The sequence below is a fragment of the Paraburkholderia sp. genome (assembly GCF_049581445.1).
Classification (GTDB): Bacteria; Pseudomonadota; Gammaproteobacteria; order Burkholderiales; family Burkholderiaceae; genus Paraburkholderia.
Genome location: NZ_JBAURZ010000349.1, coordinates 41138 through 57132, shown reverse-complemented (window position 1 = coordinate 57132; position 15995 = coordinate 41138). Strand labels below are relative to the sequence as shown.

Here is a 15995-nt window from a genome sequence, read left to right as displayed (position 1 = left end):
ATTAAAACCGTGCCGGTGGAGGTATCCGGCACGGCTTGCCGGGCTGTTGCCCTGCGAAGACATCCGGATCGCGAACGTACGTCGGATTCGCAAGATCACCATCAGGACGCTCGCGCGTGATGCCTTGAACAGCGTGGCGCGCCTCCGCTTCCTCGGCGCTCAATGTTTCCGCTATCCACGTCCGCAGGAAATCTATCCACGTCTTGATCTTGGCGTCGAGGTACTGTCGCGACGCGTAGAGCGCGAAGATATTCAGCCTTTGAAGCTGATATTCGGGCAGCACCCGAACCAGTGCGCCTGAGCTAAGCAAAGACCGGACCGTAAGCGTCGGCAGGGCGGCGATTCCCATACCCTGCTGTAACGCAACCGCCATTGCATCGGTAGAATTCACCTTGAAGCGCCTGGTGGGCAACCTGAATTCACGCTCACCGTCGGGGCCCTGCAGAAGCCATCGGTCTGACGGGAAGACAGGTATGCTGACCTGCATGCAGGTGTGATCTGAAAGATCTTCGACGGTCTTCGGCACGCCATGGATCTCCAGATACTTTGGCGATGCACACAGCACGCTGTGTAACGTGCCCAGCCGTTGAGAGATGTAGGTAGAGTCAGGCAGCGAATCCGGTGCGGTCCTCAAAGCGACGTCGTAGCCATCCTCAAGCAGGTCCGGCGCAGTCTGAGAGAGCGTCAGGTCTACCGTGACATCCGGATAACGCTTCTGATAAGCCGCGATGGCGGGAATCACGTAGTTTTGCCCCATACTCGGCGGCGCGTGCACGCGCAACGTTCCTACTGGCCGCACAACCGCGTCAGACGCCTGTGCCTCGGCCTCCGCAACCGAAGCCATGATTGCGTAGCACTTCTCAAGATAACGCTCACCCGCTTCCGTCAGCACAACGCGCCGCGTCGTGCGATTGAAGAGGCGCGTATGCAGATGCGCTTCAAGCCTCGAAACTGACCGCGACATGTAGCCCGTCGTTCTTTTCAGATGTTCTGCCGCTGCCGTAAAGCTTCCGGACTCGGCCACCTCAATGAAAATCTTCATGCTGCTAAACGTGTCCATGCTGCACCAGCCTTTTCAGTTTGCTTCGATCAGGTATCAGGGTTGCCAGCGAATGCTGGACGCAACATGCGCCGACGCACTCCAACTTGTTGTCCTTCGCGAACAACAGCGTCGCTGAGAGGCTTACCCCAATTCAACTACCGGCGGACCACGCTCATTACCGGCGTCGCGCCCATTGGCCGAGCACTGCACACGCAGCCAGCAGGCCCCCTGTGACAAAAAACACCGAATGCAGGCCCAGATACACGCCGACCTGGCCACCGAGCAGCGGTCCAACGACCTGACCGGAAAACTGAGCGGATTGCAGATAGCCGAGCATCGTTCCCGACTCGCGTTCATCGACCGACTGCCGAACCAATTTGGCAATTGACGGCAGCAGGCCCGCGAGGGCCATGCCCATCACGGCGCGCAGTCCCGCCAGTTGCCACCATTGCGTGACGAACGCCTGGGGGATCATGGCCAGTGCAGTCAGCAGCAAACAGCCGATGATCACGTTCCAACCGCCGATGCGATCAGCCAGTGCGCCCAGACGCGCGGCAGTAAGCATGCTGCCCAGCGCCGAACAGGCCATCACGATGCCTGCGACTTGGGCCAGCCGGTGGGCTGGAACACCAAGATGGGAGATGTATACGGTGATGATCGGCTCGATCGACATATTCGCGAGCAGCACCATCATCGCGGTCAGCAGCAGGGCAACCTTGACGCCGCGACTAGCTTGACGTGACGGCGTGGAAGACGCTGCGCCCCTGCGTTTGGCATCGGTCTCGGCGTGAAAATCCTCGCGTACCAGCACGACGGTCATCAACGCCGCGACGGCAATCATCGCGCCACCCGCGAAGAACGTGCCACGGATGCCGAGCCATGTTGGCAGGAACCCGCCGATCAGCGGACCAACCAGACTGCCTGCGAGCGATCCGGTAGACAGGATGCCAAGCGCCCAGCCTGCACGGTCGCGAGGGGCCTGAGTGCCGATCATCACAATGGATGCGGATGCGTATCCGCCCACCAGGCCCGCGATCAGCCGCAGCACCACGAGTTCGACGACGCCGTGTGCCATGCCGATCAACGACATCACGACCGCCATGCCGACCGCCGCGCGCACCAGCATCGGCTTGCGGCCGTAGCGATCGGCGAGGCGCCCCCAGATCGGCGCTGTCACTGCCGTGCCGAGAAACGTCGCACTGAAGGCGACGCCGGACCACTGCACGACGGCCGCCTGCGAACTCACGCCCAGTTGCTGCACATAGAGCGGCAAGAACGGCAGCAGCATGCTCAGACTGACGAGCGTAGTGAATGAGCCGAATACGCAGATCGCGAGATTGCGTCGCCAGTAAAGGGTGTTGCGCTCCGCATAGCTGCCGCGTTCGGGGAACGTCGCGGCAGGGGTGAACAGGGTGCCTGGCTGGTTCATGACATCTCACGAGACGGGTGAATGGGGTGGGGCAAGCAACCAGTTTGATGAGGTATGCGAAAAATCGCGTAACTCCTGTCTTAGATGCCCGCGCTCCGGCCGCCGTCGACGTGAAGAATTTCGCCAGTCACAAAGCTCGCTGATTCGAGGTAAAGCACGGCATCGGCGATATCTTCGATTTCGCCTAGACGTCCAAGGGGACTCATCTTTGCGAGTGCTTCATGGGTGTGCGGCGCGTGCAATGGCGTGCGGATTATGCCGGGTGCGACGGCATTGACGCGAATCCCACGCGAGGCATATTCGATGGCGAGGGACTTTGTCACTGCATTCAGGCCACCCTTGCTCAGCGCCGCGAGTGCTGCGGGGCGTGCGGAACTCGGCTGATCGACGAGACTTGCGGTGATGTTCACGACGTGGCCGTAGCGCTGCTTCGTCATTTCCGCGATCGCCCGCTGGGTGATTTCAAAGAAGCCTGCGAGGTTGGTGCTGAGTACGGATGCGTAGTCGGTGCCGGCGTATTCCGTGAACGGCTTTGCGACGAAAATGCCCGCGTTGTTGATCAGCGAGTCGATTCGGCCAAAGCGTTCCAGCGCCGCGTCAATGACACGTTGCGCGGTTTCCGGCTGAGCGATGTCGCCTGCCACGGTGACCACATCGGGATCACGCGAAGGTTGGATCTGGCGCGAGTTGGCGACAACACGGTAATGACGGTTCCGATATGCCTTGACCAGACCCGCGCCGATACCTTGCGACGCACCGGTGATAATGACGACTTTCTGCTCTGTGCCCATGACCTGCTCCAATAGTGTCGGGGTGGGGCCGCATCGAGGAGCGGCCATCCGTTGCTGATGGAAGCAGTGTAGATACTATCGATTGCCGAGAGAATCGGCGCGTTGCGGCAGACGTTCTTCCGCGCAGCGATTTAATCGACGTCGGTCATTCGTTTTAATTCTTCGAAAAGGGCGCGCAGCCGCGGTAGGGCGAAATCGACGAACGAGCGTACCTTTGGCACCGCGAGACGGCCTTGCGGCGTGAGCAGATGCACGGGGAGGGGCGCATGTTCGTATTCGGGGAGCAGGATACGCAGCGAACCCTCTCTGACGTGCCTGGCGATGTGGTACGAGAAAACGCGCGTGACGCCGTGCCCTTCGACGGCCGAGGAGACCGCACCCTCGATGCTGTTGACGATCAAACGTGGCGTGAACTGCACCACGCGAGGCACAGCGGACTGGTTCGCGGGCGGGAAGCTCCAGGAGTCGACGCCAAAATGCGTCATCGAGATGATCTGATGATGCGCGAGATCGGCAGGCTCGGTGATCAGCGGATTTTTGGCCAGATAGCGCGGTGACGCGGTAACCACGCGTCGCACTTCGCCGACCGGCAACGCAACCAGCGTCGAATCGGCCAGATGCGCGAACCGCAGGGCGACATCGATGCCTTCGTCGATCAGATTGACCGGTCGATCCAGCAGGTGCAATCGTGCAGTGACGGCTGGGTGGGCATCGACGAACTCGTCGAGAATCGGCCGCAAGAAATCCTCGCCGGCGCCGACGGGTCCGGTCAAGGTCAGCGTGCCGCGCGGCGCGGAACGTTCGCTGGCCACCAGCAGATCGGCTTCTTCCAGGTCGGTCAGGATGCGTCGGCAGGCGGCGGCGTACTGCTCGCCGGCGCCGCTGAGCTTGATCGTGCGAGTCGTACGATGCAGCAGGGTCGTGCCAACGTGCTCTTCAAGAAACGCGATAGCGCGACTGACCGCAGCGGGTGAGCGGCCCAGCCGGCGGCCAGCGGCCGCGAGGCCGCCTTCGTCAAGAGTCGCAACGAATACTTTCATCGCGTCGATTCGATCCATTTGTTGTTGTGCTGGATGAGAACAGGAACGGTGTAGTGTAGGCGGTCAACGTTAGTTTGCGTCATTTTGTTCCTGCTCGAACGTTTTAAGTAATTTGTAATTTTCCACGGCGCCCCGGGCGCATCGGTGAGGCGGTTTAAGGATGTTTTAGAACGGCTAAGAGCTATGGCGCACACTGACTGCTAACCTAGCAATGCAAGCCGACGTAGCACGCCCATGAGTCCCGTTGACGCACGCTTAATGTGGGCGCCCCGGTCTGGCAGCACGAAAAGCGTTCGCGGTAACTTCCCCCACGATCACCCATCTGGGGCTGGTTAGGTCTCTTAAAGAGATCGCGTCAGCGCTAGCGGACGATGCTGAAGTGCCGATCGGAACAACTTGCTGCGGTATGGCAGGTGACCGCGGTCTGCTGCACCCGGAACTAGTCGTAGCGGCAACCCGCGAGGTCAAGACCGTGCTCGACGCGCATCCAGCCGACGCCTGTCTGTCGGCGAATCGCACCTGTGAAATGGGATTGCGCCACGCGACTGGCCGGCCTTACGAATCGTTTGTCTTCTTGCTTGAGGAATTAAGCCGGCCGGATTCGAAGGGTTAAAACCCTTCTGCGTCAGCAGATCGTGGATGTGGTTGTCTAAATGTCTACGTAGTCCAAACTGTCAACAATGGTCAGGGGCAGCAATTGCGCGCCCCAACCAATGCAAACGCTATCGCCGCTTTTACGCGGCACCCGCCTGGACGTATTCCAGCTTTCCGGAAACGATAACAAGTGGGCGTGGCGTGAGGCGCCGTACTCGTTAGCCCTGGATGAAGGCGAGCAGGTCCGGGTTGATCACGTCGGCATGTGTCGTAAGCATGCCGTGCGGATAGCCCTTGTAGATCTTAAGTGTGCCGTTCTTCAGCAGCTTCACCTGGAGCAAACTGGCGTCGGCGTAGGGGACGACCTGGTCGTCGTCGCCCTGGGTGACTAAGGTGGGCACAGTTATCGCCTTCAGATCCTCGGTCTGGTCGGTCTCGGAAAATGCCTTGATGCCGTCGTAATGCGCCTTGGCTGCGCCCATCATGCCCTGGCGCCACCAATTGTCGATCACGCCTTGCGAAACCTTTGCGCCGGGACGGTTAAACCCGTAGAAAGGGCCGCTGGCGACGTCGATGTAGAACTGCGCTCGGTTGGCGGCGAGGGCGCTGCGGAAATTATCGAACACCTCGATCGGCGTGCCGCCCGGATTGGCCTCGGTCTTAAGCATCAGTGGGGGAACAGAACTGACGAGCACAGCTTTGGCGACACGGCCTTGCGGCTGACCGTATTTTGCGACGTAGCGCGCTACTTGACCACCGCCGGTGGAATGGCCGATGTGGACCACGTTCTTCAGATTGAGGTGCTCAACTACGGCCGAGGCGTCGGCGGCGTAGTGGTCCATATCGTGGCCGTCGCTCACCTGGCTCGAGCGACCGTGGCCGCGACGGTCATTGGCAATGACCCGGAAGCCCTTGCTAAGGAAGTAGAGCATCTGTGCGTCCCAGTCATCGGAGCTCAGGGGCCAGCCATGATGGAAGAAGATCGGCTGAACATCCTTCGGTCCCCAGTCTTTGTAAAAAATTTCAACGCCGTCTTTGGTCGTGACGTAGTTCATGGGTTGAGCTCCTGGATGTGCAGAGTGAATGGATGCCGCTTTGCTCGGCGAAGTGTCGGCGGCGTGTGCGAAACTGGAAAGCGTTGCCGCGGCAACTGCGCCTGCGCCCGCCATCAGCATGTTGCGCCGCGACGCCGAAGGATTTTGTTCGTTGGTTTGCGAGCTCATTTATTTTCCTTTGAGAAGAGTGAAAAGCCGGCTAACTTTCCGTCGTCTTTACATCAATCAACCGCCGCCAGCCGTGTCGATGCTGACCCGGTCTGCTACGTCCACGACGCAGGACACCGACTTTGCGTGTTGCGTCGCGAGATCGATCCTGCTCTGACGCGGGAACGGAACCCACCTGCGTGATCTTGCACGGACGGTGCGATGCCCCCCGACACGACATGTCCACAACGCCGCTGCCAGCGATCGCGTCGCGTGCGTCGCGTGATAGATTCCGGTCCGCGGCCCACATCGTCTTTCCAGCCGAGCCAGGCATAGGTGGCTGTGCCTTCGTTACTTCGTCAGATTCCGGATATTTAATGTCCCCGCTGGCGTAAGCTGTCGACAGCGCAAGTGATCACGGCCATCAAAGGACGGATGCGCATTTTCGCAATCAATTCTCTAAAGCAATACGTTGCCAGGTGAGGCGCGCGCCATTTCATTTTTCCCGTTCGCCTCGTGTGAGGGCCCGAGCGAGTCACCTGCCAAAGACTTGCGAGTCCATAGACCATCCTTTCAGACTGCGCCGCTACATGAAGTGAAGGTTAGGCCTGGATGCGGATAAAAGTCCTTATTTTTAATTAATTCATCTAAAACACCGTGCGGTTTCCCCCGATTCAGATGAGCTAGCGTCAAAGCAGGCTCATTCGACCGTGGCAAGGGGGCGGGCGGCAGCGTCGTCGTAAGGCGGCCCCAGTTGCGAGACTTGAGGATGTGCCCTTCGTAGTGACCGAGGCCGACTCGTGATTCAGATCCTGATAGTCGCGTTCGATGCGCCAGCGCACCCTGGTCACGAATACACAAGCGGCTCCGCCGATCATACGAAATCGATTAGGTCCGTATGCGCGCCCATATTGACTGCGCACAGCTGGCGGTGAGACGGGCAAGTTGGCAGACCGGAAGCCCACACCAAGACGCAACAACTATGTGCTGACATGTCAGGAGGGTCAAACGTCGATGGTCCATATCCCCGCCATCTGACTTATTTTGACCGCTCTGGCCGTGTCAGCCCTATTGCATGCAAGCTGCCATCAGGAGCCGAAATGGCAGTGCAAGAAGCACTGCTCCCATTACCCCTGCACACCATAACGCAACAAACCAGAGCACTCGGCGCAACTTTGCGTGCCTAGTCTCGTCCGCGGATGACGATAGCAGTGAAGAGGATTGTTGCCTTCGAAGCGTCAAGAGTCTGGACATTCGCATCGCACTGCTCCCTTTCCCGCTCAATGATACTTCGCGCCAGGTACAGCCTTCCCTCTGAATACGCGATACCCGAGGGTCGTGTAAGCCACAATGACCGGCAGAATGATGACCGCCCCCACCAGTGTGAAAAGCTGGCTGGAGCGCGGTGCTGCCGCATCTTCGAGTGTGACGACGTTCGGGATGGCGTACGGCCAGATACTGACAAGCAGACCGACATAGCCAAGCAGAACTAGCAGGAGAGCGAGCAGAAAGGGCGTTGTATCGTGACGATGCCTCACTGCGCGGAACATGAAGAGCGCAACGATAATGACGAGGAAGGGCACAGGCAGGAGGCGGTACAGTAGCCCGGAGTCGAACCACCGCTTGGCGATCTGCGCATCGGTCAACGGCGTCCAGAGCGACACGATGACCATGAATGCGAGCAGCACCATCGTGAGAGGACGAATCAATGCGTGCAAACGGTGCTGCAGATCGCCGTCGATCTTCATGGCTAGCCAGCAGGCTCCAAGAAGCGCGTACGTCGCCATCAGTCCAAAACCGGTGAGCATGCTAAACGGTGTGAGCCAGAAGAATGAAGGTCCGGCAAATACATCGTTCGCTACCGGAATGCCTTGCAAATAGGTGCCGAGAATCACGCCCTGAAAAAAAGCTGCCCCGGCGGAGCCGGCCACGAAAGCGAGGTTCCAGAGGTTCTTGGTACGAATCGCTTTCTCACGGATTTCAAACGACACCCCACGAAATATCAGGCACGCGAGCATGGTGACGATCGGCAGGTAGAGCGCGGAAAGAACGACCGAATAAACCTCCGGAAATACGGCGAAGAGCGCCGCGCCGCCGAGTACCAGCCAGGTTTCGTTTCCGTCCCAGACCGGCGCGATCGTGCTGATCATGAGGTCGCGCTCATCATCCTCGGGAAAGAACGGAAAGATCAGCCCCACGCCAAGATCGAATCCGTCCAGGGCGACATACATGAAGAGTCCAAATGCGATGATCGCTGCCCAGATTGTCGTGACGTCCATACGGCGCTCCGATTCAGATGAGTTGGCACTGAGCCGAGCGGGTCACTCGACGGCGGCGAGCGGACGGCGACCACTGCTGTTCGCGTTGGCATTCGGCTCGGGACGCGGTCCGGCGTCGTCATAGTGAGGCCCCAGACGGAGGAGCTTGAGGATGTAATAGATGCCCGTGCAAAACACCAGAAAATAGACGATCACGAAGATCATCAATGAGACACTCACGTCCTGTTGCGTCACGGGCGACACTGCCTGTGCGGTGCGCAACACGCCGTAGACGACCCACGGCTGCCGGCCCGCTTCAGTGGTAATCCAGCCGGCAAGTAACGTCACGAAGCCGGCCGGGCCCATCGCAAGCATGCAACGTTGGAAGAATCGGCTTTCGTACAGCCTGTCACGGCGCCGCAACAAAAGGCCAACGAGTGCCAGCAGGATCATCAGCATGCCAAGACCGGCCATGATCCGAAAGGTCCAGAAGATAATCGATGAATTCGGCCGGTCTTCTTTCGGGAATTCCTTCAGGCCGCGAATTTCACCGCTCCAGGTGTGCGTCAAAATTATGCTGCCAAGGTGAGGGATCGTGATCGCATAACGCGTCACTTCCGCCTGCATATCCGGGAAACCAATCAGGTTGAGCGCTGTGCCTCCCTTTTCCGTTTCCCACAGTCCTTCGATCGCGGCGATCTTGGCAGGTTGATATTTCCGTGTATTCAGACCGTGCTGATCTCCAACCAATGCCTGCACTGGTGCGAGAATGAGCAGGAGCCAGAGGGCCATCGAAAACATGGTTTTGACCGCAGGATCACGCCGGCCGTGAAGCAGATGCCAGGCACCGGTCGCCGCGACCACCAGCGCGCCGACGATAAAGGCGGCGATCGTCATGTGTGCGAGCCGATACGGAAACGATGGATTGAAAATGATCTTGAACCAATCGAGCGGAACGACGTGACCATTCTCGATCGCGTAACCCTGCGGCGTCTGCATCCAGCTATTGGAGGCGAGAATCCAGAACGTCGAGATCAAGGTGCCCGTCGCGACCAGCAGCGTGGCGCCGAAGTGTGCGCGCCGCCCGACGCGATCCCAGCCGAATAGCATGATCCCCAGAAAGCCCGCTTCGAGAAAGAAAGCGGTCATGACCTCGTAGGTGAGCAATGGTCCGGTGATGGGCCCAGCAAATCGGGAGAAGCCGGCCCAGTTTGTGCCGAACTGATAGGCCATCACGACGCCCGACACTACGCCCATGCCGAAGCCGATGGCGAAGACCTTCGACCAGAACAGGCACAATTCCTTATAGTGAAGTTTGCCCGTCTTCAGCCATGCTGCCTCGAGCACAGCGAGGAAGCTTGCGAGGCCGATACTCATCGCCGGAAAGATGATGTGAAACGATACGGTGAACGCGAATTGCAGACGGGAGAGATCCAGCGCGCTTAGATTCATCGTTGCTCGTTCCCTTTGACGACGACCGGCTCAGTCGTGGGTGCGATTCCGGGGCAATTTGGAAAGTGCGCCTCGGCTTTGGGGCGCTGTTCCTCTTCTCATCTTATCCAAATTGATCGAGATGAGGGCGGGGGGCAGATTAAGCGTTATGAATTTCCGTGAAGTGAAGCTGTCCGCACGATGTTAACAAGGCGGGTTGTTTTTTCCTGGACGCGATTTGGTAGCCTTACATGACGACTTTATGTACGAGCACTGTGAACAGGTAGTCGTGTATTTTCGCGCTATCTATAATTTGACATAATATAAATTATCAACTTTTATAGAAATTGTTAAAACAACCACAAAACCCGTCAACTTGCAGCGAATCGTCCATGTGGACAATAATGCACGTTATATTCAACATGGAGGCGCACATGGGCAAGGCTCTCGATGTTCGGCCACGCAAGTCAACCAACGTCACGCTGCCGCCTGAAGTTCTGGATCGGGCCAAGGAGCTAGGCATTAACCTTTCGCGAGCGAGCGAGCGCGGCGTGCGCGAAGAAATCCAGGAGGCGGAGGCTCGCCGTTGGGCCGATGATAACGCCGAGCTGGTTGCTGCATACACGGCGATGGTCGATCGCGACGGGCTTCCCCTCGCGAAATTCAGGACGTTTTAATGGCGCGGTTCGATCTCTACGCGAACCCTGACAATGAAACGCGGAAACTCGCGCCGTACCTGCTTGACGTTCAAAGCACGCACGTCGGAATCTTGCCGACGCGCATCGTGATTCCTCTGCGCCCTGCCCGTCATCTCGCTTTTTCGGGCAAACCATCGGATCTGCTGCCAGTTTTTGAAGTCAATGGCGAAACATGTTTCCTTGATACCCCCGCCATGAGTGCAGTTCCGTTGAACGCGCTCGGCAAACGCATCGCTTCTTTTTCGGATCAACGAGAAACCGTCCTGGCGGCGCTCGACCGGATTTTCGGTGCCTATTGACCGAGAGCAGGATGAAACGTGGCAACAGTAATGCCTCCATTTGCGATGGCCGGCGCGTCCTCGCCCATGTTCGCGATGATTAAGCGCAAACAGCGCCGTCATCGTGCGGGACAAAACAACGGATTGGGGAAGCATTCGATATCCTGCGTCCAAGACCCGTTTCCGCTTTTGACTATAGGAGATTGCTATAGACGAAGCTGTGTGTCTAACAACGACTTCTACGTCAGCAGCGACGAGAACGCCGAGACGTTGTTCGTGGACTAAAAGCCGTAGACGATTTATTGCTCGACAATCTTCAGTCGCGCCTGCGTCGGCACCAGCGTCGAATTGTTATTGACAGATCAGTCCATAACAAATAAGCTCGGGTCATGGTTAGACCCAGAGAGTTCGATCGAGATGAGGCCCTGGACTGCGCGTTGCGCGTCTTCTGGGAGAAAGGCTACGCCTCTACTTCAACTGACGACCTGCTCGCTGCGATGAATATCGGGCGACAGAGCCTCTACAACGCGTTCGGCGACAAACGAAAACTCTACCTTGAAGCGCTGGAGCGATATCAGCGGGACAGCACGGCTGGCCACATGGAGCGTCTGAACAGCACTGCCTCACCACTAGGCGGTATAGAAGCGCTTTTGCTCGGACTCATTGCCGAAGACGAGAGCATCCGCGCGCTTGGCTGTATGGGGGTCGGCGCAGTCGCTGAATTCGGGGCTGCGGATCCGGAGCTTGTAGCGTTACGGAGCAAGGTGGGGTCAAGGCTTTTTAGACGCCTCGCCGAACGCATCCGCGAGGGGCAAGCATGCGGAGAAGTTGACCCCACCATCGACGCGCGGGAAGCCGCTGCCTTTTTACAGATGACGATGCAGGGCATCCAGCTCGGCGCCCGTGCGGGTGGCGACGCGAGGAGCCTGCGGGTACTGGCCAGGTTTGCAATCAACCGATTTAGAACGCGCTAGGCAAGGAGAGCCCAGTCTGGCCCACTTACGCCTGGTTATGGACTAATCTGTCAAAAATGGAGATATCAGTGAACGAGAATCGCACACTTGCAGGAAAGGTTGCCATCGTCTTCGGCGGTTCGCGAGGCATTGGCGCGGCGGCGGCGAGACGCCTGGCCACCGAGGGGGCCCACGTAACGGTGACCTACGTATCTGCGCCGCAGCGAGCGGCCGAAACAGTTGCGGCGATAGAGGCCACCGGACGGAGCGGCCTTGCAATCAAGGCAGACAACGCGGATCCGGCGGCTATCAAGGCGGCAGTCGCGCAGACCGTGGATCACTTTGGGAGACTGGATATCGCGGTTGTCAACGCAGGAATCTTGTTGCTTGGCGATGTTGCGACCGTGAGTGTAGAAGATCTTGACCGGATGCTGAACATCAACGTGCGTGGTGTCTTTCTCGCCATCCAGGCTGCGGCTGCGCATCTCAGTGACGGTGGCCGGATCATTACGATCGGCAGCAACACGGCGGTGCGAAGCGGACATCCGGGTTCCAGCGTTTACTCAATGACTAAGGCTGCCGTTTCAGTCATGGCGAAAGGTATCGCTATTGATCTTGCCGGGCGCGGCATCACAGTCAACAACATTCAGCCCGGGCCTACCGTAACGGACATGACGGTCGACCATATCGAGAGAATCAAGCCGCTCATTCCGCTTAAGCGCGCAGGAGATCCGGAGGAGATCGCCGGTCTGGTTGCCTACCTCGCCAGCAAGGAGTCAGGCTACATGACAGGTTCCAGTATCACCATCGACGGTGGTATGGCGTTGTGACCATTCGGCTACGTAAAAACACCATCGACGAACCGGTTTCCCTCAGACGCACTATCTGGCCGAATTAATCGCCTCGTTCAGATAGTGCTGCATCAAGCGCTCCAGTTCGTCGATCGCGGCCTTACGACCGGCGATCGAGGTGTCGCCATTAATCGCGACGGCAGCCTTCATGAGTTGCTGGATTACTGCCGCGCGGATAGTGATCTCATCTGCCGCGAGGTGAGGCGCCACTGCACCAAGCAAGGATTCGATCTCTCCGCGCAGTCGTTCGCGGATGCGGGCCGTGCCCGGCAAAGCATAGCTGTAGCTCTCAGCTAGCACCGCAAAGGCCGGATGAGCCGTGCGGAACTTCAAGAACACCCTCGTCAACCGCCCTGCCAGCAACGATAGGTCCAACGTCGGTGCGGCCTCGCGCAGCTTATGGAACGTCTCTGCGAGCATGTTCAGATAGTTTTCGAGCAGCGCACCCGCGACCTGATCCTTGGTGGGAAAGAACTGATACAGCGAGCCGATAGACGACCCCGCGCGGGCGGCGATCGCCGTCATCGTCGCGCTGTCATATCCCTTTTCTGCAAATTCCATGCTCGCCGCCTCCAGAAGCGCCGCGACACGCGCATGACCACGCGCGCGACTGGGAGATTTCACTTGCGCGGTTCCGGCACCCAATGTTCCCGTTGACTTTTGTGAGGACATTCTCATATATTAAAAATGTGAGGCAGGCCTCACAATACACCCTTGACCCACCGAGTTCAACGCCAGGAGCAAACATGCTGCACAAACTTGATCCCCAAACGACGGCCCTCGTTCTGATCGACCTCCAGCAGGGAATCCTCGGGTTCGCGAAGGCACCTCGCCCGGCAGACGCAGTCGTGTCCGTCTCGGCCACGCTCGCGAAACGCTTCCGGGAGATCGACGCGCCTGTCGTACTGGTGCGCGTAGGTTGGAACCAGGATTTCGGCGATGCCTTAAAACAACCCGTCGATCAGCCCGTAACGCTTCCTGCCGGCGGACTTCCGCTTACGTGGTGGGATTTCCCCGACGCCCTCGAAGCAGACGAACGCGACATCAAGATCACGAAGCGGCAGTGGAATGCATTCCATGGCACCGAACTTGATCTGCAATTGCGCCGTCGTGGCATCAAGACAATTGTGCTCGGCGGAATTTCAACAAACATCGGCGTCGAATCAACGGCACGAGCCGCCTATGAACTCGGCTATACGCTCGTGCTCGTCGAGGACGCGATGAGCTGCGGTGCGGCTGAGCATCACCAGGCGTCAGTTGATTACATCTTCCCGAGAATTGGCTTGGTGCGACCGTCCGAGGATGTGATCCAGGCACTCGCGTAGTGAGTGCTGGTTTGTGAGTAACGGGCAGCGGGAGCGCTCGAATCGCAGAATTGAGGTCTTCGAGATGTGCAAGTCAAGGTCCGAAAACCAATCAGATGACCAGCTCGCCTTGCCTTTGTCGGACCGAATACGCCGTTTTCGATTCATCGAATCGGCCGTATCTGGCTTCCAGGCCGTGATCAATGGGAAGGCACTCATTCGTGCGTTGACCGCTCTCTTGCCATTGATTGTTCTAGCGCTGGTTTCAGGCAACAGCGAGTGGTTGACTGTTTCGTTGGTGACCGTGTCCACTGCTATCGGGGTGGACCGCGCGCATCTCGCCCCGCTCGGTGTAGTCGCCCATGGGATAGCCATTGGACTAGGCGTCGTTGTATTAACAGCATCGCTCGCGTATCCGCCTCTGTTTGTCGGGGCTACCACCCTTCTGGCAATGGGATCGATACTGCTCACCGCACAGGGAAGCGAGCTGCTTTCCCTCGGGAACTTTACCTTCATTCCCGCGCTTTACCTCGCGTGTGAGAGCACCGAAGGAATCAGGCAATCGGCACTGATTCATCGGGCATTCGAGACTCTGCCGTTTATATGGATCGCGTTCTTGCCAGTTCTGCTGATTTCTTCAATCAACTATTGGCACGAACGCCGCCCAGAAGTTTCTTACTGGGTGCACTTCGCGAAATGGTCCAGGCGGTCCGACGGCGGCGAACGTGTTCCGTTCATCGCGGCAATGATCGCCGTCGCTCTCGCAGTCGGCGTCGCGGCCGCACTTGTGGAGTGGAGGCATATCGACCACGGTCAGTGGATGATCTGGTCGGCAGCGAGCGTGGTGACGGGAAGTTGGCCGAGTGCCCGGCTCAAGTTCCGTAATCGTATTGCCGGAGCTGTTGTGGGGATTCCTTAGTAACGTAAAATTAAATTGGCGATGTAAATCGCCTTCAGGCTTGGGTTATTCAATCGGGTTCCGGCTAATCGCTTCGTACTGCGTCTACATTACGGCGAACACAAGGTCTTAGGATTCATTCCAGACTTTTCGGGGTTGATCAAAGTCTGGTGGTCACTGGATTGATGTTTCTGAAGCACTGAAACCAGTTTAAGGAGCAAGCGGCACCGGTTCAATCATGCTGAGTGGAGATTCGCTAACCCCAGGCTAACGATCTCCTTCAGGCGATATAGTGAACTGCGCCACGAGGCCACGCGTTCAGCGACGCGCGCTGTGGCTGAACGCTCGCCGCGCGATATTCGCTGGCGGCAGCGAAGACATTGACGACCAACTAACCTTGGGGTTGAAATGCCGGTGGCCGCCGCTCGTCAATCGAAAGGAAAAAGAAAGCAAGACCAGTCAGCTTGAAAGCAGGTTCCGCTTTTCCCGGTGAGAACGAAACGCCGTAACCGGTCGTATGTCAGGCACTGCCGACTGAAGCGAATTCACGATCGTTGTTTAACGCGGCTGCGCCGCAGCGTGCTCCTCTGCGGATTTCCTTGCCTGTTCTTTAGCCATGTGGTGCCCGACCGCGCAACCGACGATCGCCCCAGCAACCGCATGATGCCCCGCTACGTGCCCAGCCACTGCCCCGACGGCGGCTCCTTTAAGGCAACCTGCCGCGAATGCCTCGCCAGCGCCAAGGCTCATCATCAGTGCAACCGACATACAAAACGCTTTCTTCATGAACGTATTTTTTCCTTGTGGAGTATTACCAACCGGATACGGCCCTTCCCGCTCAGAGGCCAGGTTTGGTCGAGAAATTCTCTGCAGCGGCAAGATTCGCATCGGGTCAGGCTGACGCCGCGAGCGCTGTGCGCTCGGGCGAGCACCCAAGATCCTACCCGAAGAGCAGGTGGCATAGTGACACCAGCTTCGGCTACGCTATCCCCAGCTTCGACCGGTACGGCCTTGAGCGCATCGACGTACTGCATGGCCCGGCATCGGAACTTTCCGGCCAGGCTTACCCGGGTGGCGTCGCCCACCTGGCCAGCAAACAGCTCGATTCCAGGTTCTTCCCAGATCTGCAGCACGGGCTGCCGGAATGGCGCGAGCACGTCGTCAAGGCGCCCGGGTGCCGGCACATAGGTCCTGAGTTCGTAAATCATCGTCATTCCTCTGGCTAC

General features: G+C 58.3%; 17 protein-coding genes. 7 read left to right on the top strand and 10 right to left on the bottom strand.

Annotated elements, in window-relative coordinates; all coding sequences use genetic code 11:
• Position 1: 1 nt before the first annotated feature.
• The 4 genes from WCA85_RS29765 to WCA85_RS29750 form a co-directional block, all read right to left on the bottom strand.
• Positions 2 to 1060: a LysR family transcriptional regulator gene (locus tag WCA85_RS29765; protein WP_424068450.1), complete on the bottom strand. Its 1059-nt coding sequence runs from the start codon at positions 1058 to 1060 to the stop codon at positions 2 to 4.
• 157 nt (positions 1061 to 1217) lie between these two features.
• Positions 1218 to 2471 (bottom strand): MFS transporter, encoded by a 1254-nt coding sequence (locus WCA85_RS29760; RefSeq protein ID WP_424068449.1) that lies wholly within the window; start codon positions 2469 to 2471, stop codon positions 1218 to 1220.
• Between the two features lie 80 nt (positions 2472 to 2551).
• Positions 2552 to 3262 (bottom strand): SDR family NAD(P)-dependent oxidoreductase, encoded by a 711-nt coding sequence (locus WCA85_RS29755; RefSeq protein ID WP_424068448.1) that lies wholly within the window; start codon positions 3260 to 3262, stop codon positions 2552 to 2554.
• A gap of 131 nt (positions 3263 to 3393) precedes the next feature.
• On the bottom strand, positions 3394 to 4320 hold the full coding sequence (locus tag WCA85_RS29750) for a LysR family transcriptional regulator (protein ID WP_424068447.1): 927 nt from the start codon (positions 4318 to 4320) through the stop codon (positions 3394 to 3396).
• Positions 4321 to 4708: 388 nt separating this feature from the next.
• On the opposite strand from WCA85_RS29750, the gene WCA85_RS29745 reads away from it, so the two are divergent.
• Positions 4709 to 4915 carry a hypothetical protein gene (locus WCA85_RS29745; RefSeq protein WP_424068446.1) on the top strand — a complete coding sequence of 69 codons (207 nt, stop codon included), beginning with the start codon at positions 4709 to 4711 and terminating at the stop codon, positions 4913 to 4915.
• A gap of 199 nt (positions 4916 to 5114) precedes the next feature.
• Here the strand turns inward: WCA85_RS29745 and WCA85_RS29740 are convergent, their stop codons facing one another.
• The 3 genes from WCA85_RS29740 to WCA85_RS29730 all read right to left on the bottom strand — a co-directional run bounded on the left by WCA85_RS29740 (position 5115) and on the right by WCA85_RS29730 (position 9808).
• Positions 5115 to 5951, bottom strand: a complete 837-nt coding sequence (locus WCA85_RS29740; RefSeq protein WP_424068484.1) for an alpha/beta fold hydrolase — start codon at positions 5949 to 5951, stop codon at positions 5115 to 5117.
• A gap of 1427 nt (positions 5952 to 7378) precedes the next feature.
• Complete coding sequence (gene cydB, locus WCA85_RS29735; RefSeq protein ID WP_424068445.1) at positions 7379 to 8377, bottom strand: cytochrome d ubiquinol oxidase subunit II; 999 nt, start codon at positions 8375 to 8377, stop codon at positions 7379 to 7381.
• Positions 8378 to 8419: 42 nt separating this feature from the next.
• Entirely contained in the window at positions 8420 to 9808 is a 1389-nt protein-coding gene (locus tag WCA85_RS29730; protein ID WP_424068444.1) for a cytochrome ubiquinol oxidase subunit I, read from the bottom strand.
• A gap of 413 nt (positions 9809 to 10221) precedes the next feature.
• Here WCA85_RS29730 and WCA85_RS29725 point away from each other — a divergent pair, with 413 nt between their 5' ends.
• The 4 genes from WCA85_RS29725 to WCA85_RS29710 all read left to right on the top strand — a co-directional run bounded on the left by WCA85_RS29725 (position 10222) and on the right by WCA85_RS29710 (position 12546).
• On the top strand, positions 10222 to 10464 hold the full coding sequence (locus WCA85_RS29725; protein ID WP_424068443.1) for a type II toxin-antitoxin system CcdA family antitoxin: 243 nt from the start codon (positions 10222 to 10224) through the stop codon (positions 10462 to 10464).
• Entirely contained in the window at positions 10464 to 10784 is a 321-nt protein-coding gene (locus WCA85_RS29720) for a CcdB family protein (RefSeq protein WP_424068442.1), read from the top strand. The genes WCA85_RS29725 and WCA85_RS29720 overlap by 1 nt, the downstream gene beginning before the upstream one ends.
• Positions 10785 to 11152: 368 nt before the next feature.
• Positions 11153 to 11737, top strand: coding sequence for a TetR/AcrR family transcriptional regulator (locus tag WCA85_RS29715; protein ID WP_424068441.1), 585 nt, complete (start codon positions 11153 to 11155; stop codon positions 11735 to 11737).
• Between the two features lie 56 nt (positions 11738 to 11793).
• Positions 11794 to 12546 (top strand): SDR family NAD(P)-dependent oxidoreductase, encoded by a 753-nt coding sequence (locus WCA85_RS29710; protein ID WP_424068440.1) that lies wholly within the window; start codon positions 11794 to 11796, stop codon positions 12544 to 12546.
• Positions 12547 to 12597: 51 nt separating this feature from the next.
• On the opposite strand, the gene WCA85_RS29705 is transcribed toward WCA85_RS29710, so the two are convergent.
• Positions 12598 to 13212 (bottom strand): TetR/AcrR family transcriptional regulator, encoded by a 615-nt coding sequence (locus tag WCA85_RS29705; RefSeq protein ID WP_424068439.1) that lies wholly within the window; start codon positions 13210 to 13212, stop codon positions 12598 to 12600.
• A 101-nt stretch (positions 13213 to 13313) separates the two neighbouring features.
• On the opposite strand from WCA85_RS29705, the gene WCA85_RS29700 reads away from it, so the two are divergent.
• Together WCA85_RS29700 and WCA85_RS29695 are read left to right on the top strand one after the other, a co-directional pair.
• Positions 13314 to 13892: a hydrolase gene (locus tag WCA85_RS29700; RefSeq protein WP_424068438.1), complete on the top strand. Its 579-nt coding sequence runs from the start codon at positions 13314 to 13316 to the stop codon at positions 13890 to 13892.
• Positions 13893 to 13905: 13 nt separating this feature from the next.
• Complete coding sequence (locus WCA85_RS29695; RefSeq protein WP_424068437.1) at positions 13906 to 14790, top strand: hypothetical protein; 885 nt, start codon at positions 13906 to 13908, stop codon at positions 14788 to 14790.
• 537 nt (positions 14791 to 15327) lie between these two features.
• Here WCA85_RS29695 and WCA85_RS29690 read toward each other — a convergent pair.
• Together WCA85_RS29690 and WCA85_RS29685 are read right to left on the bottom strand one after the other, a co-directional pair.
• A complete protein-coding gene (locus WCA85_RS29690) occupies positions 15328 to 15555 on the bottom strand; it encodes a hypothetical protein (protein ID WP_424068436.1) in 228 nt (75 codons plus the stop codon).
• On the bottom strand, positions 15552 to 15977 hold the full coding sequence (locus WCA85_RS29685; protein ID WP_424068435.1) for a hypothetical protein: 426 nt from the start codon (positions 15975 to 15977) through the stop codon (positions 15552 to 15554). Before WCA85_RS29685 ends, WCA85_RS29690 begins: the two co-directional genes overlap by 4 nt.
• Between the last annotated feature and the right edge of the window lie 18 nt (positions 15978 to 15995).

Bases quoted from the DNA above. Each gene is read 5' to 3' on its own strand.
- WCA85_RS29765 (WP_424068450.1), bottom strand. From the start codon at position 1,060: ATGGACACGTTTAGCAGCATGAAGATTTTCATTGAGGTGGCCGAGTCC.
- WCA85_RS29760 (WP_424068449.1), bottom strand. From the start codon at position 2,471: ATGAACCAGCCAGGCACCCTGTTCACCCCTGCCGCGACGTTCCCCGAA.
- WCA85_RS29755 (WP_424068448.1), bottom strand. From the start codon at position 3,262: ATGGGCACAGAGCAGAAAGTCGTCATTATCACCGGTGCGTCGCAAGGT.
- WCA85_RS29750 (WP_424068447.1), bottom strand. From the start codon at position 4,320: ATGGATCGAATCGACGCGATGAAAGTATTCGTTGCGACTCTTGACGAA.
- WCA85_RS29745 (WP_424068446.1), top strand. From the start codon at position 4,709: ATGGCAGGTGACCGCGGTCTGCTGCACCCGGAACTAGTCGTAGCGGCA.
- WCA85_RS29740 (WP_424068484.1), bottom strand. From the start codon at position 5,951: ATGAACTACGTCACGACCAAAGACGGCGTTGAAATTTTTTACAAAGAC.
- cydB (WP_424068445.1), bottom strand. From the start codon at position 8,377: ATGGACGTCACGACAATCTGGGCAGCGATCATCGCATTTGGACTCTTC.
- WCA85_RS29730 (WP_424068444.1), bottom strand. From the start codon at position 9,808: ATGAATCTAAGCGCGCTGGATCTCTCCCGTCTGCAATTCGCGTTCACC.
- WCA85_RS29725 (WP_424068443.1), top strand. From the start codon at position 10,222: ATGGGCAAGGCTCTCGATGTTCGGCCACGCAAGTCAACCAACGTCACG.
- WCA85_RS29720 (WP_424068442.1), top strand. From the start codon at position 10,464: ATGGCGCGGTTCGATCTCTACGCGAACCCTGACAATGAAACGCGGAAA.
- WCA85_RS29715 (WP_424068441.1), top strand. From the start codon at position 11,153: ATGGTTAGACCCAGAGAGTTCGATCGAGATGAGGCCCTGGACTGCGCG.
- WCA85_RS29710 (WP_424068440.1), top strand. From the start codon at position 11,794: ATGGAGATATCAGTGAACGAGAATCGCACACTTGCAGGAAAGGTTGCC.
- WCA85_RS29700 (WP_424068438.1), top strand. From the start codon at position 13,314: ATGCTGCACAAACTTGATCCCCAAACGACGGCCCTCGTTCTGATCGAC.
- WCA85_RS29690 (WP_424068436.1), bottom strand. From the start codon at position 15,555: ATGAAGAAAGCGTTTTGTATGTCGGTTGCACTGATGATGAGCCTTGGC.
- WCA85_RS29685 (WP_424068435.1), bottom strand. From the start codon at position 15,977: ATGATTTACGAACTCAGGACCTATGTGCCGGCACCCGGGCGCCTTGAC.